Annotated in this window: 13 protein-coding genes and 1 riboswitch; of the genes, 11 read left to right on the forward strand and 2 right to left on the reverse strand. The window is 69.7% G+C overall.

What is annotated here, in order from left to right; all coding sequences use genetic code 11:
- Positions 1 to 107: 107 nt before the first annotated feature.
- From GTY58_RS31510 to GTY58_RS31535, 6 genes are all read left to right on the forward strand, one after another.
- Positions 108 to 728: a heme-copper oxidase subunit III gene (locus GTY58_RS31510; protein WP_010987453.1), complete on the forward strand. Its 621-nt coding sequence runs from the start codon at positions 108 to 110 to the stop codon at positions 726 to 728.
- A gap of 63 nt (positions 729 to 791) precedes the next feature.
- Positions 792 to 1601, forward strand: coding sequence for a c-type cytochrome (locus tag GTY58_RS31515; RefSeq protein WP_010987454.1), 810 nt, complete (start codon positions 792 to 794; stop codon positions 1599 to 1601).
- Entirely contained in the window at positions 1598 to 2671 is a 1074-nt protein-coding gene (locus tag GTY58_RS31520; protein ID WP_010987455.1) for a Rieske 2Fe-2S domain-containing protein, read from the forward strand. Before GTY58_RS31515 ends, GTY58_RS31520 begins: the two co-directional genes overlap by 4 nt.
- Positions 2668 to 4314, forward strand: a complete 1647-nt coding sequence (locus GTY58_RS31525; RefSeq protein WP_010987456.1) for a ubiquinol-cytochrome c reductase cytochrome b subunit — start codon at positions 2668 to 2670, stop codon at positions 4312 to 4314. Before GTY58_RS31520 ends, GTY58_RS31525 begins: the two co-directional genes overlap by 4 nt.
- Positions 4315 to 4472: 158 nt before the next feature.
- The gene (gene trpD, locus GTY58_RS31530) at positions 4473 to 5537 is read left to right on the forward strand and encodes an anthranilate phosphoribosyltransferase (protein WP_010987457.1); all 1065 of its coding nucleotides are present in this window, start codon (positions 4473 to 4475) and stop codon (positions 5535 to 5537) included.
- 84 nt (positions 5538 to 5621) lie between these two features.
- A riboswitch (SAM riboswitch) is annotated at positions 5622 to 5738 on the forward strand.
- Between the two features lie 176 nt (positions 5739 to 5914).
- Complete coding sequence (locus tag GTY58_RS31535) at positions 5915 to 7288, forward strand: aminotransferase class V-fold PLP-dependent enzyme (protein ID WP_010987458.1); 1374 nt, start codon at positions 5915 to 5917, stop codon at positions 7286 to 7288.
- A gap of 26 nt (positions 7289 to 7314) precedes the next feature.
- Here GTY58_RS31535 and GTY58_RS31540 read toward each other — a convergent pair whose 3' ends face one another.
- Both GTY58_RS31540 and GTY58_RS31545 read right to left on the reverse strand, forming a co-directional pair.
- Positions 7315 to 7596 carry an Lrp/AsnC ligand binding domain-containing protein gene (locus GTY58_RS31540; protein ID WP_010987459.1) on the reverse strand — a complete coding sequence of 94 codons (282 nt, stop codon included), beginning with the start codon at positions 7594 to 7596 and terminating at the stop codon, positions 7315 to 7317.
- On the reverse strand, positions 7593 to 8336 hold the full coding sequence (locus GTY58_RS31545) for a rhomboid family intramembrane serine protease (RefSeq protein ID WP_010987460.1): 744 nt from the start codon (positions 8334 to 8336) through the stop codon (positions 7593 to 7595). The genes GTY58_RS31540 and GTY58_RS31545 overlap by 4 nt, the downstream gene beginning before the upstream one ends.
- Positions 8337 to 8462: 126 nt before the next feature.
- Between GTY58_RS31545 and GTY58_RS31550 the strand changes: the two genes are divergently transcribed.
- The 5 genes from GTY58_RS31550 to GTY58_RS31570 all read left to right on the forward strand — a co-directional run bounded on the left by GTY58_RS31550 (position 8463) and on the right by GTY58_RS31570 (position 13945).
- Positions 8463 to 8702, forward strand: coding sequence for a hypothetical protein (locus tag GTY58_RS31550; protein ID WP_037646729.1), 240 nt, complete (start codon positions 8463 to 8465; stop codon positions 8700 to 8702).
- Positions 8703 to 8737: 35 nt separating this feature from the next.
- Entirely contained in the window at positions 8738 to 10087 is a 1350-nt protein-coding gene (locus GTY58_RS31555) for an NYN domain-containing protein (protein ID WP_010987462.1), read from the forward strand.
- Between the two features lie 337 nt (positions 10088 to 10424).
- Positions 10425 to 11465 (forward strand): C40 family peptidase, encoded by a 1041-nt coding sequence (locus tag GTY58_RS31560; protein ID WP_010987463.1) that lies wholly within the window; start codon positions 10425 to 10427, stop codon positions 11463 to 11465.
- 223 nt (positions 11466 to 11688) lie between these two features.
- Positions 11689 to 12702 (forward strand): C40 family peptidase, encoded by a 1014-nt coding sequence (locus GTY58_RS31565; protein ID WP_010987464.1) that lies wholly within the window; start codon positions 11689 to 11691, stop codon positions 12700 to 12702.
- A 22-nt stretch (positions 12703 to 12724) separates the two neighbouring features.
- Entirely contained in the window at positions 12725 to 13945 is a 1221-nt protein-coding gene (locus GTY58_RS31570) for a hypothetical protein (protein WP_010987465.1), read from the forward strand.
- The last annotated feature ends 27 nt before the right edge of the window (positions 13946 to 13972 follow it).

A 13972-nucleotide genomic window follows, 5' to 3' on the forward strand; every position in this document is an offset into this window, starting at 1 on the left:
CAACACCGGTTCGGACAGGGCTTCGATGGGCCATATGGGCAGCACATGGGGCTCGGACACCCCGAACGGCACCCCCGGGAGTGAGGGCGAGATAAGCGACCGACATAATGTCGGTCGTGGCGACAGCAACGACAGTAGAAACCGGGCACGCGCACCCGTCGGTCAACCGGCCGAACCTCACCAGCGTCGGAACCATCATCTGGCTGAGTTCCGAGCTGATGTTCTTCGCGGCCCTCTTCGCGATGTACTTCACCCTGCGATCGGTGACCGGGCCGGAGCACTGGAAGGAGATGGCGAGCCATCTCAACTTCCCGTTCTCCGCGACGAACACCACGATCCTGGTGCTTTCCTCCCTGACCTGCCAGCTCGGCGTGTTCGCCGCCGAGCGCGGGGACGTGAAGAAGCTCCGGATGTGGTTCATCGTCACCTTCATCATGGGTGCGATCTTCATCGGCGGTCAGGTCTTCGAATACACCGAGCTGGTCAAGAAGGACGGGCTCTCGCTCTCCTCCGACCCGTACGGCTCGGTGTTCTACCTGACCACCGGCTTCCACGGCCTGCACGTGACGGGCGGTCTCATCGCCTTCCTGCTGGTCCTCGGCCGCACCTACGCGGCCCGGAGATTCACTCACGAGCAGGCAACCGCCGCCATCGTCGTGTCCTACTACTGGCACTTCGTCGATGTCGTCTGGATCGGCCTCTTCGCCACGATCTACATGATCAAGTAATCGGGCCAGAAGTCCGAACATCCAGAAGCATCGACGCAGAAGATCCTGACACCGGGGTAATCCGTGAAAAAGCTCTCCGCACGACGACGCCATCCGCTGGCGGCGGTCGTCGTCCTACTCCTCGCGCTGGCGGCCACCGGGGGGCTGTACGCCGCGTTCGCTCCCGCGAGCAAGGCGCAGGCCGATGACACCGCCCAGTCCCTCGCCATCGACGAGGGCAAGAAGCTCTACGCCGTAGGCTGCGCCAGCTGCCACGGCGCCGGCGGTCAGGGGACCACCGACGGTCCGCAACTGGTGGGCGTGGGTGCCGCGGCCGTCGACTTCCAGGTCGGCACGGGCCGGATGCCGGCCCAGCAGCCCGGCGCTCAGGTGCCGAAGAAGAAGGTCATCTACACGCAGGCCGAGATCGACCAGCTCGCGGCGTTCATCGCCTCGCTCGGTGCCGGTCCCTCGATCCCGACGAAGAACCAGGTCAGCCCCGAGGGCGCGGACATCGCCAAGGGCGGCGAGCTCTTCCGTACCAACTGCGCGCAGTGCCACAACTTCACCGGTAAGGGCGGCGCGCTGACGCACGGCAAGTTCGCGCCGAGCCTCGAGGGCGTCGACCCGAAGCACATCTACGAGGCCATGCAGACCGGCCCGCAGAACATGCCGTCCTTCCCCGACACGACCCTGTCGGAGAAGAACAAGAAGGACATCATCGCGTACCTCGACGCGGTCAACGGTGACGAAACCGTCGAGCCCGGCGGCCTCAGCCTGGGCGGCCTCGGGCCGGTCAGCGAGGGCCTGTTCGGCTGGGTCTTCGGCCTCGGCACGCTGATCGCCGTCGCCGTCTGGGTCGCCGCTCGGACCGCAAAGGCCAAGAAGTCATGAGTAGCCAAGAGATTCCAGAAGAGAACCGTCCCGCTGAGCGGGCCACCGACGAAGATGCGCACGGTCACGGTGCGGTAGCCGTCGCGGACGAGCAGAACCCGTTCGCCAACCCGGGTCTGCCGCCCCACGAGCACCGCGTCCAGGACATCGACGAGCGGGCCGCCCAGCGGTCCGAGCGTGTCGTCGCCTTCCTGTTCACGGTGTCGATGCTGGCCACCGTCGCCTTCATCGCCTCGTACGTGGCGATCCCGAAGGAAGAGGCGATCTATGTCTTCCCGATCGGGCACATCAGCGCGCTGAACTTCGCGCTGGGCCTGTCGCTCGGCGTCGCGCTCTTCACGATCGGCGCGGGCGCGGTCCACTGGGCCCGCACCCTGATGTCCGACGTGGAGATCGCCGACGAGCGGCACCCGATCGAGGCGCCGCCGGAGGTCAAGGCCAAGGTTCTGGCCGACTTCAAGGAGGGCGCCAAGGAGTCCGTGCTCGGCCGCCGCAAGCTGATCCGCAACACGATGTTCGGCGCGCTGGCCCTGTTCCCGCTCTCCGGCGTCATGCTGCTGCGCGACCTCGGTCCGCTGCCCGAGACCAAGCTGCGGCACACGATGTGGCGCAAGGGTCTCCAGCTCGTCAACATGAACACGAACGAGCCGCTGCGTCCCGCGGACGTCGCGGTCGGTTCGCTGACCTTCGCCAAGCCCGAGGGCCTGGAGGAGCACGACGAGGACTTCCAGAAGGAGATCGCGAAGGCGGCCCTGATGATCGTCCGGCTTCAGCCGGACAACATCAAGGACAAGAAGGAACTCGAGTGGTCCCACGAGGGCATCGTGGCCTACTCGAAGATCTGCACCCACGTCGGCTGCCCGATCTCCCTGTACGAGCAGCAGACGCACCACGTGCTGTGCCCGTGCCACCAGTCCACCTTCGACCTCTCCGACGGTGCCCGAGTGATCTTCGGCCCGGCCGGTCACGCCCTGCCGCAGCTGCGCATCGGTGTGAACGACGAGGGCTACCTCGAGGCGCTCGGCGACTTCGAAGAGCCCGTCGGTCCTGCATTCTGGGAGCGCGGATGAGCGCCACGTCAAACACACCGTCCCCCGACTCGCGTGCGCGCGGGAAGGCGCCCGCCGGTGAGCGGGTCGCCGACTGGGCCGACGGCCGCCTGGGGATCTACTCCCTGGCCAAGTCCAACATGCGCAAGATCTTCCCCGACCACTGGTCGTTCATGTTGGGTGAGGTCTGCCTCTACAGCTTCATCATCATCATCCTCACGGGTGTGTATCTGACGCTGTTCTTCCACCCGTCGATGAACGAGGTGACGTACAACGGCAGCTATGTCCCGCTCCAGGGGCAGCTGATGTCGGAGGCGTTCAACTCGACCATGCACATCTCCTTCGATGTGCGCGGTGGTCTGCTGATCCGGCAGATCCACCACTGGGCGGCGCTGATCTTCCTCGCCGGCATGTTCGTGCACATGATGCGCGTCTTCTTCACGGGTGCGTTCCGCAAGCCGCGTGAGGTCAACTGGCTGTTCGGCTTCCTGCTGTTCGTCCTCGGCATGTTCACCGGCTTCACCGGTTACTCGCTCCCGGACGACCTGCTCTCCGGCACCGGTGTCCGCTTCATGGAGGGCGCGGTCCTGTCCGTGCCGATCGTGGGCACGTACCTGTCGTTCTTCCTCTTCGGCGGCGAGTTCCCGGGCGGCGACTTCGTGGCCCGCTTCTACTCGGTCCACGTCCTGCTGCTGCCGGGCATCATGCTCGGCCTGGTGGTCGGCCACCTGATCCTGGTCTTCTACCACAAGCACACGCAGTTCGCGGGCCCCGGAAAGACGAACAACAACGTCGTCGGCATGCCGCTGCTGCCGGTCTACATGGCCAAGGCCGGAGGCTTCTTCTTCCTGGTCTTCGGTGTCATCGCGGCCATCGCGGCGATCGCCTCCATCAACCCGATCTGGTCCATGGGCCCCTACCGTCCGGACATGGTGTCCACGGGCGCCCAGCCCGACTGGTACATGGGCTTCTCCGAGGGCCTGATCCGTGTCATGCCGGGCTGGGAGATCAACCTCTGGGGTCACACGCTCGTCCTGGGCGTGTTCATCCCGCTGGTGATCTTCCCGCTGGTCCTGGCCGCGATCGCGGTCTACCCGTTCATCGAGTCCTGGGTCACCGGCGACAAGCGCGAGCACCACATCCTGGACCGCCCGCGCAACGTCCCGACCCGGACCGGGTTCGGCGCGGCCTGGATCAGCTGGTACTTCGTCCTGCTCATCGGTGGCGGCAACGACCTCTGGGCGACGCACTTCCACCTGTCGATCAACTCGATCACCTGGTTCGTCCGGATCGGCTTCTTCGTCGTGCCGGTCCTCGTGTTCGTCATCACCAAGCGGATCTGCCTCGGCCTCCAGCGCCGGGACCGGGACAAGGTGCTGCACGGCCGTGAGTCGGGCATCATCAAGCGCCTGCCGCACGGTGAGTTCATCGAGATCCACGAGCCGCTCAGCCAGGACGCGCTGCACACGCTCACCGCGCACGAGCAGTACGAGCCGGCCGCGATCGGCCCGGTGGTCGACGAGAACGGTGTCGAGCGCAAGCCCAAGGTGACGGAGAAGCTGCGCGCCAAGCTCAGCGGCGCGTACTACGGGGACGACAACCAGATCCCCAAGCCCACCGTCGAGGAGTACAAGGAGATCACGAGCGGCCACGGCCACCACTGATCACCTGACTGATCTGTACTGATCGCCACGGCAGGAGCCCCGTCCATTGCATGGACGGGGCTCTTTGCCGTCTCTCCACCTGGATAGGGTGGACTCACCCCCTGGGGCTTAAGGGGGCTGAGTTCCACCGTCGTACGGCTACGAACCCAGGAGCGACCATGAGCGCTGTGAACCCCGCTGGAGGCGACATCGCGGCGGGCCGTTCCTGGCCCGAGGTGCTGAACGGCCTGCTCGACGGCCGCGACCAGAGCGCGGACGACACGGCCTGGGCGATGGACCGGATCATGCGCGGCGAGGCCACGGACGCGCAGATCGCCGGGTTCCTGGTGGCGCTGCGCGCCAAGGGCGAGACGGTCGAGGAGATCTCCGGGCTGGTCCGGGCGATGTACGAGCACGCGAATCTGATCGAGGTGCCCGGAGCGACCGTCGACATCGTCGGCACCGGCGGTGACGGCGCGAAGACCGTCAACATCTCCACGATGTCGTCGATCGTCGTGGCCGGCACGGGTGCCAAGGTCGTCAAGCACGGCAACCGGGCCGCGTCCTCCGCGTCCGGTTCCTCGGACGTCCTGGAGAAGCTCGGCATCAATCTTCAGCTGACCCCCAAGCGGGTCGCCGAGGTGGCCGAGGAAGCCGGGATCACCATCTGCTTCGCGGTGAAGTTCCATCCGGCGCTGCGGCATGTGGCGGCGGCGCGGGGGCAGTTGGGGATCCGGACGACGTTCAACGTCCTCGGCCCGCTGACGAATCCGGCCCGGGTGAAGGCACAGGCCGTCGGAGTCGCCGACCCCCGCATGGCCCCCATCGTGGCCGGTGTCTTCGCCGAGCGCGGCAACTCCTCGCTGGTCTTCCGCGGCGACGACGGCCTCGACGAGCTGACCACCACGTCGACCTCCCGGGTCTGGGTCGTCCGCGAGGGCAAGGTCACCGAGGAGTCCTTCGACCCCCGCGACGTCGGCCTCGACCTGGTCCCGGTGGAGGCGCTGCGGGGCGCGGACGCGGCGTACAACGCGGATGTCGCCCGGCGCCTGCTGAACGGCGAGACGGGGCCGGTACGGGACGCGGTGCTGCTGAACTCGGCGGCGGCCCTGGTGGCCCTGTCCCCGGGCGCCGGGACCCTCGCGGAGCAGCTGCGCGCGGGTATGGCGCAGGCGGCGGAGGCGATCGACTCGGGAGCCGCGAAGAGGGCGCTGGAGCGGTGGGTGGCGGCCAGCAACGCCTGAGCCGTGGCGAGGTGACGCGGGGCGCGGTCCGGATTCTGGACTGCGCCTTGCGCGTCGAAGATCGTATGGCAAGATGCTGTATCAGGTCATGAGCGACAGTCATGAGGCCCCGGCCGACTGTCCGGCAACCCTCCGTCCGTGGCGGGGTGCCCCGGGTGAAGACCAGGTCGTAGGCAGCGAGGTCTACGGCAAGCGCGGACCCCTCGTAATCACCAGGGGTCCTGGTCGTTCGAGGGAGCCTTCCGTGAGCAAGCGAATGCGATAGGGCGCCGAGCCCCGCCTCCGCAATCCCCTTTTCACCTTTCCTGTGCCGTTGACGTGCGCGTTTCGCGCTGTCCGGCACGGTGATTCCGCCTGCTCTTCACGGGAGTACACCCATGTCCGTCTCCACCGCTGCCGCCGACCAGACCGTTTGCTGTGACATTTCGGGACACCTGCCCGTTCTGGGCCGCGAGGTCACCGTCCCGCTCGTCACCGGTGGCGAGGTCACCTACGCCGCCCTCGACTACGCCGCCAGCGCCCCCGCCCTCCAGCGCGTCTGGGACGACGTCGCCGCGTACGCCCCCTACTACGGCTCCGTCCACCGGGGTGCCGGGTATCTCTCCCAGCTGTCCACCGACCTGTTCGAGAACGCCCGCAGGACCGTCGCCGAGTTCCTCGACTGCCGGGACGGCGACCAGGTCGTCTTCACCCGGTCCACCACCGACTCGCTCAATCTCCTCGCCGCCGCCCTTCCGGCCGACTGCCAGGTCTTCGTCTTCGAGACCGAGCACCACGCCTCGCTGCTGCCGTGGCGCGACGCCCGGGTGACGTACCTGAACGCCCCGCGCACCCCCCAGCAGGCCGTCGAGACCCTCGAGCGCGCCCTCGCCGGCCGTGACCCGCACGGTCCGGCCCTGGTGTGCGTCACCGGTGCCTCCAACGTCACCGGCGAGCTGTGGCCGGTACGTGAACTGGCCGCCGCCGCCCATGCGCACGGCGCCCGCATCGTCCTCGACGCCGCCCAGCTCGCGCCCCACCACCCCGTCTCCGTACGGGAGTTGGACGTCGACTGGGTCGCCTTCTCCGGGCACAAGCTGTACGCGCCGTTCGGGTCCGGTGTGCTCGCCGGACGCGCCGACTGGCTGCGTGCGGCCGAGCCGTACCTCGCCGGCGGCGGCGCCAGCCGCAAGGTCACGCGGCGTACGGACGGCGGGGTGGACGTGGAGTGGCACGAGAGCGCCGCCCGGCACGAGGCCGGCTCGCCGAACGTCATCGGCGCCTACTCCATCGCCTCCGCCTGCAAGGCGCTCACCGAGGCCGGCTACGACAACCTCGTCGCCCGGGAGCAGCAGCTGATCGGCACCGTCCGCGCGGGTCTCGCCGAGGTGCCCGAGGTCAGGGTCCTCTCCCTCTTCGGCGACGACGCCCCCCGCGTCGGCGTCATCTCCTTCGTCGTCGAGGGCTGGAACAGCTCCCACTTCGCCGCCGCGCTCTCCGCCGAGTACGGCATCGGCGTCCGCGACGGCCTCTTCTGCGCCCACCCGCTGGTGCGCACCCTGCTCGGCAGCGACCCGCAGGTCCAGGGCGAGTGCGGCGCCCCCGAGGCGGCGCCCGGCGAGAAGTCCCTCAACGCGATCCGCGTCAGCTTCGGCGCCGGCACCCCCGACGAGCACGTGGAGCGCTTCGTGCGCGCGGTCAAGGAGCTCGTGCGGGAAGGTGCCCGGTGGCAGTACCGGACCGAGGACGGGCGCTGCGTGCCGGCGGTCTGACCGGGCTCCGGGTCAGGAGGCGGGGTTCACGAGTCGAGACCGATCGCGAACGCCGCCTCCAGGTCGTGCTGGGAGTACGTACGGAACGCCACGTGCGTGTCCGTGGCCTCGACGCCCGGGATCTTGCTGATGCTGCCGGGGATGACGTCCGCCAGGTCGTCGTGGGCCTTGACGCGGACCATGGCGATCAGGTCGTACGTGCCGGTGACGGAGAAGACCTCGCTGACGGAGTCGAGGGCGGCGATCGACTCCGCGATCTCGGGGATCCGGTCCACGCTGGTCTTGATGAGCACGATCGCGGTGATCACGGCTGGTTTTCTCCCTCGGGGGCCGCTGCTGGGGTTTTCACTCTAGTCGTCCGTCCGTAGCGCACCCACGCGTAGAGGAAGCCGAGCGAGAAGCCCACCAGGTGGGCCAGGTAGGCGACGCTCGGGCCGGTGGCGACGCGGCTCGCGGCCAGCCACTGGAGGGCGGCCCAGAAGGGCAGGACGACCCAGGCCGGAAGGCGCAGCGGCAGGAAGAAGAGGAACGGGAAGAGACTGGTCACCCGGGCCCCGGGGAACAGGTAGAGGAACGCGCCGAGGACCGCGGAGATCGATCCGGACGCGCCGACCAGCGTCTGCGTCGAGCCGGCGTTGGCCGCCGCGTACCCGAGCAGGGCGAGATAGCCGCAGCCCAGATAGAACAGGGCGAACTCGAGGTGTCCCAGGCGTTCCTCGGCCATCGCCCCGAAGACGTAGAGGAAGAGCATGTTGCCCAGCAGATGGATCCAGCTGCCGTGCACGAAGAGCGCCGTGGCCGGGGTGAGTGCCGCGCGCGGGGCTCCGCTGAAGAGCTCCGCGGGCACCACGCCCCAGCGGGCGAAGTAGGTCTGCTGCGCGGCGAGCAGCCCCTCCCCGGTGCCGTGGGCGGGATTGAGTCCCGCCGCGGGGCCGATCGCGAAGATCAGGCAGCAGAGGCCGATCAGTCCGTACGTCACCGGCGCCGACTGTGCCCGGACCGCGCTGCCGACCGTCGTACTCCACCTGCTGATCACGGAACAGAGCATGGCGTAACGGGACCGAACCGCGCAGAGTGCCTCGCCGCCGTGGACAGGCGGGCATCGAGTACCCGCCAGGCCGTAGGGTGAGATCCTGTGTCTGATTCCCGGAGACTGGAAGGAACAGCAGCCACGATGACGGTTCCCCTGCCGACTGCCGAGACCCGGTGGCGCTGCACTTTGTGCGGCAACCTCACGCGTTTCGACGTGACCCGCTCGTCGAAGGTCGTCGAGTACGTACACCTCGACCTCGCGGGCGAGCCGAGCGTCGAGGAGCGCGACGTGGTCAGTGAGACCATCGAGTCGGTGCGCTGCCGCTGGTGCAACGCGGTGGACCAGGTGGAACTCGTGGACAGGCCGGGCGCCGGCTCCTGACGGGAGCGGGCCCCGCACAGGCATTGGGGTGACGGATGGTGGAGACCACAGGCGGGGGGCCGGGCGACGGCACCGCCGAGGTGCTCGACCGTCCGCTGCCCGACGGCGTGCGCCGCAGGGTCGTGCAGATCGTCTCCGACGGGTTCGGCGGGCTGACCGTCGCCGAGTTGCCCGCGCAGCTCAGGCAGTACGCCCGCTTCGCCCCGAACCGGCGCGCCAAGTTCGCCGGCAACGCGATGGCGGCCGCTCTGGAGACCGACCCGATCTTCCGGCAGCGCATCGCCGAGAAGCTGAGAGAGGCTCAGCCGGAGCTGGCCGGCGCCCTCGACTCCGGCTCGCCGCCCCCGGCCGCGGACCCGCTGGACGTGGCGGCCGCGGCCTATGTCCTGCGCCCCATGGGCTGGGTGAAGCTGGTGACCGCCGCCGGCGAGGAGGCCCAGCGTGCCGACGCCGAGCGCGCGGACGACGAGACCCGGGCCGAGCTGGAGCGGCTGCGCGAGGAGCTGGCCGAGGCCCGCGGCCGGACGAAGGCGGAGACCGAGCGGCTGCGCGCCGAGCTGGAATCGACCAAGAAGGAAGCCGAATCGCTGCACCGCAAGCTGCGCGGCGCCTTCAGTGACGTCAAGCGCGGCGAGGCGGCGCTGCGCAAGGTGCAGAGCGAGATCGAGGCCGTCCGCGCCGAGGGGCAGGCCCAGGTGTCCGCCGCCGAGAGCGAGACCCGGCGGCTCAAGGCGCGGCTCGGTGAGACCGAGGCGGCCCTGGAGGCCAGCCGCAAGGCCGCGCGCGAGGGGCGCAGCGTCGAGGACATGCGCGTACGGCTGTTGCTCGACACGGTGCTCGACGCGGCGCAGGGGCTGCGGCGTGAACTCGCCCTGCCGCCCGTGTCCGTACGGCCCGCGGAGACCGTGGACGCGGTCGAACCGGGACGAATGACCCCGAAGGACATCGCCGCCCGTGCGCTGTCCGAAAACGACCCCGCGATCATCGACCAGCTGCTCGCGCTGCCGCAGGCGCATCTGGTCGTCGACGGCTACAACGTCACCAAGACCGGTTATCCGCAGATGCCGTTGGAGAAGCAGCGCCTCAGACTGCTCGGGCAGCTCTCGCAGCTCGCCGCGCAGACCGGCGCCGAGGTGACGTGCGTCTTCGACGGGGCCGAACTGGCCGCTCCCGTGCTGCTCGCGCCGCCGCGCGGAGTGCGGGTGCTGTTCTCCAAAGCGGGCGTCACAGCCGACGAGCTGATCCGTCAGCTGGTGCGTGCGGAGCCGCCCGGCCGGCCCGTCATCGTCGTCTCCACCGACCGCGAGGTGGCGGACGGCATCGCCAAGGCGGGCGCCCGCCCGGTGGCGTCCGTGGTGCTCCTCAAGCGCTTCTCGCGCGGCTGAACGCGGCTCAAACCTGCCCCTCGCAAACGGCTGCGGACATCTGTCACGTTCACCCCATGAGTTACGTACGCACCAACCGCAACATCCGTCCGTGATGCCCGAATTGGCGGAACCTTCACGCAACGTAGCGTCAAGCGCGCATTACAGCATGTGAGTTGAGTGTAAAGAATGCGCTCGGTGACCGAGATTTTTCACGTGAGGATTTGAACGATCACAGGAAGGTCACTAGGGTCGCCTCGAACCCCCGCTCGGTTGATCACTCATTGGGAGTGACGGCGGAGGGGCACCGCCCACCGGCGTGTCGGTAGGCGGCTGGAGGAAGAAGGAGCTCGCCTTCGTGGCGTCCCACCGTCGACCCAAGCAGCCGAGCCGCACCCGTGTGACCGTGCTCACCACCGCCGCAGCGGCAGCAGTTGTCCTCAGCGCGAACGCCGCCAACGCCGCGCCGAGTGAGAAGCCGAGCAAGGACGAGGTCAAGTCCAAGGTCGACAAGCTCTACGAAGAGGCGGAGAAGGCCACCGAGAAGCTCAACGGGGCCAAGGAGAAGCAGGACAAGCTCGAGAAGCAGATCGGCACCCTCCAGGACAACGTGGCCCGCGGTCAGGAAGAGCTCAACAACCTGCGCGACGGCCTCGGTTCGCTGGCCAGTGCCCAGTACCGCACCGGCGGCATCGACCCCTCCGTCCAGCTCTTCCTCTCCTCGAACCCGGACGACTTCCTGGACAAGGCGTCCACGATGGACCAGCTGAGCAGTCAGCAGGTCGACGCGCTCAAGAAGATCCAGGAGAAGCAGCGCTCGCTGGCCCAGCAGCGCAAGGAAGCCTCCGAGAAGCTCGCGGACCTTGCCGACACCCGCACGGAGCTCAGCAAGAAGAAGAAGGAAGTCCAGGGCAAGCTCGCCGAGGCGCAGAAGGTTCTCAACACCCTGACCGCCAAGGAGAAGGCGGCCCTCGCCGCCGAGCAGAGCCGCGCCAGCCGCGCCAGCGAGCGCAGCGCCCTCGACGACAGCGGTTCCGCCAAGCCCGCCTCCGGGCGCGCCGCGTCCGCGTACGCCGCCGCGCAGTCGAAGATCGGCTCGCCCTACGTCTACGGCGCCTCCGGCCCCTCCTCCTTCGACTGCTCGGGTCTGACCTCCTGGGCCTACGCGCAGGCCGGCGTCTCCATCCCCCGCACCTCGCAGGCGCAGGCCAACGCCGGTACCCGCATCTACTCGCAGAGCGACCTCCAGGTCGGCGACCTGGTCATCTTCTACGGCGACCAGCACCACGTCGGTTTCTACGCGGGCAACGGCCAGGTGCTGCACGCCCCGCGTACCGGCACCGTCGTGCGCTACGAGGCGATCGGCAACATGCCGTTCCAGTTCGGCGTCCGCATCTGACACCCTTCGGGACCCGCTGAGGGCCCCCTCCCCGCGCCGCCCAATCGGGCGAATTGCGGTGACTCCCGCTGACCCCACGCCCCGCCGATGACCTGCGTCAGAGGCGGGGCGTCGGCGTTGTGCGCCGGTCGGGGCCTTTGGCCGGAGTGTGATCGCACGGCTACTGTCTGCCGCGTTTCCCCCAACTCCGGGGGTCCGTCAGCGGAAGGGAGTGCGGCTACACGTGGGGTCCCATCGCCGCCTTGCACCGTCCGGCTTCAACCGGGGCGCCGGTGCCGCGGTCTGCGCACTGTCCACCGCGGCAGCGGCACTCGGCGCCGTACCGGCCGACGCCGCCCCGCACGACGACACCCGGGCCCGGGTGGACCGCCTGTACGAGGAGGCCGAACGGGCCACCGAGGCGTACAACAAGGCCGACGAGCGCGCCGACGTCCTGCGCGAGCAGGTGTCGCAGGCGCAGGACGAGATCGCCCGGCAGCAGGAGCGCATCAACACCATGCGGGACGCGCTCGGTTCGCTCGCCGGCGCCCAGTACCGCTCCGGCGGCCTGGACCCCTCGCTCGCCCTGCTCTTCTCCGACAACCCGGACGACTATCTTGACCGGGCCGCCGCGCTCCATCGCGTCAGCGCCCGTCAGGCGACCCGGTTGAAGGACTTCCAGCACGCCATGCGTGACGTCGCCCAGGAGCGCGCGGAGGCCGCGGGCCGGCTGGCCGAGCTGGAGAAGAGCCGCAAGGCCGTCGCCCGGCACAAGCGGACCGTCGAGCAGAAGCTGGCGGCGGCGCGCCGGCTGCTCAACGCGCTGCCGGACGCCCAGCGCGCCGCCTTCGAACGGGCGTCGCGGGCCGGTCGCTCCGGCATGCCCGACCTCACCGGTGTCCTCGCGCCGGGCGGTCGCGCGGGGGCCGCCGTCGCCGCGGCCCGCTCCGCGCTCGGCCGCCCGTATGTGTGGGGCGCCAACGGGCCCGGCGGCTTCGACTGTTCGGGACTGATGCAGTGGGCGTACGCGCAGGCCGGCGTCGGTCTGCCGCGCACCTCGCAGGAGCAGCGGTACGCCGGCCGGCAGGTGCCGCTCTCCCAGGCGCAGCCCGGCGATCTGGTCGTGTACCGGTCGGATGCCGGCCATGTCGGGATGTACGTCGGCAACGGCCAGGTGATCCACGCGCCGTACCCGGGGGCGCCGGTGCGCTACGACCCGGTCGGAATGATGCCGGTCTCGTCCGTCACGAGGCCCTGAACCGCCGCGTACGATCGGAAACGTGGCTGGTCGAGGGCGTACGTCAGGGGTGCTGGCGAGCTGTCTGCTGCTGCTTGCCGCCCTGGTCGGCTGCGGTGGCCGGCCCGCGCGGGACGCCTCGGCGGCCGAGGTGCAGCGGGTGCTCGACCGGCGGGCCGCGGCGGTGCTGCACCGGGACCGGTCCGCGTTCCTCGCGACCGAGTCGCCCGTCGCCCCGGCCGCCGGCCAACTCGCCACGGGCGCCGAGGAGTTCGGCAACCTCCGCGGTGTCCCGCTGGCTTCCTGGTCGTACCGCGTCACCGCCTTCCACCGCTCCGGCGAGCGGGCCACGGCCACCGCCGAACTCCACTACCGCCTCAAGGGATACGACCGTGCGCCCGTCACGGCCGGCCGCATGCTGCGCCTGACCCGCGGCGACGGCGGGTGGTACGTGGTGTCCGACGAGCCCGCGAAGAAGTCCAGCGAGCAGCTGTGGGAGCAGGGGGCCGTGCGGATCGTCCGCGGTGAGCACAGCCTCGTCCTCGGTGTCGGGCAGCCGGACTCGGTGCTGCGGGGTTACGCGAACCTGGCGGACCGTGCCGTGCCCGCCGCCTCCCAGGCGTGGGGCGCCGACTGGGCGGGGCGGGTGGTGGTGCTCGTACCGAAGTCGCTGGACGGGATGGCGGGGCTGCTCGGCGCGCCGGCGTCCGGGTACCGGGGGATCGCGGCGGTCACCACCGGGGAGGCGGGCGGTGCGGCGAAGGCCCCGGCGGACCGGATCGTCGTCAACCCCGACGCGTACGGCGTGCTCGGCGACTTCGGCAGGCAGGTCGTCCTCACCCACGAGGCCACCCATGTCGCCACCCGCGCCCACACCACGGCGGCCACGCCCCTGTGGCTCTCCGAGGGCTACGCGGACTGGGTCGGCTACCGCGGCTCGGGGCGCACGGCGGCGCAGATCGCCCCGGAGCTGGACCGGGCCGTGCGGGAGGGGCAGCTGCCGGCCGCTCTGCCGGCCGACGCGGACTTCGGCTTCAGCGGGGACGCGGGGAAGCTGGCGAAGGCGTACGAGGGCGGCTGGATGGCCTGCCGGATGATCGCGGACCACTGGGGAGAGGTCCGGCTCGACGACTTCTACCGGGCCGTGGGGGACCACCGGAAGCGGGCGGGAGCGGTCGAGGGCGCCCTGAAGGACGTACTCGGCACGACGCCGCGGAAGTTCACCGCGCAGTGGCGGGCCTATCTGAAGGCTCAGCTCGGCTGATCCCGTCCGATGGCCCGGCCCGGCCGA

This window comes from Streptomyces sp. SID5469, from assembly GCF_009862865.1.
Taxonomy (GTDB): Bacteria; Actinomycetota; Actinomycetes; order Streptomycetales; family Streptomycetaceae; genus Streptomyces; species Streptomyces avermitilis.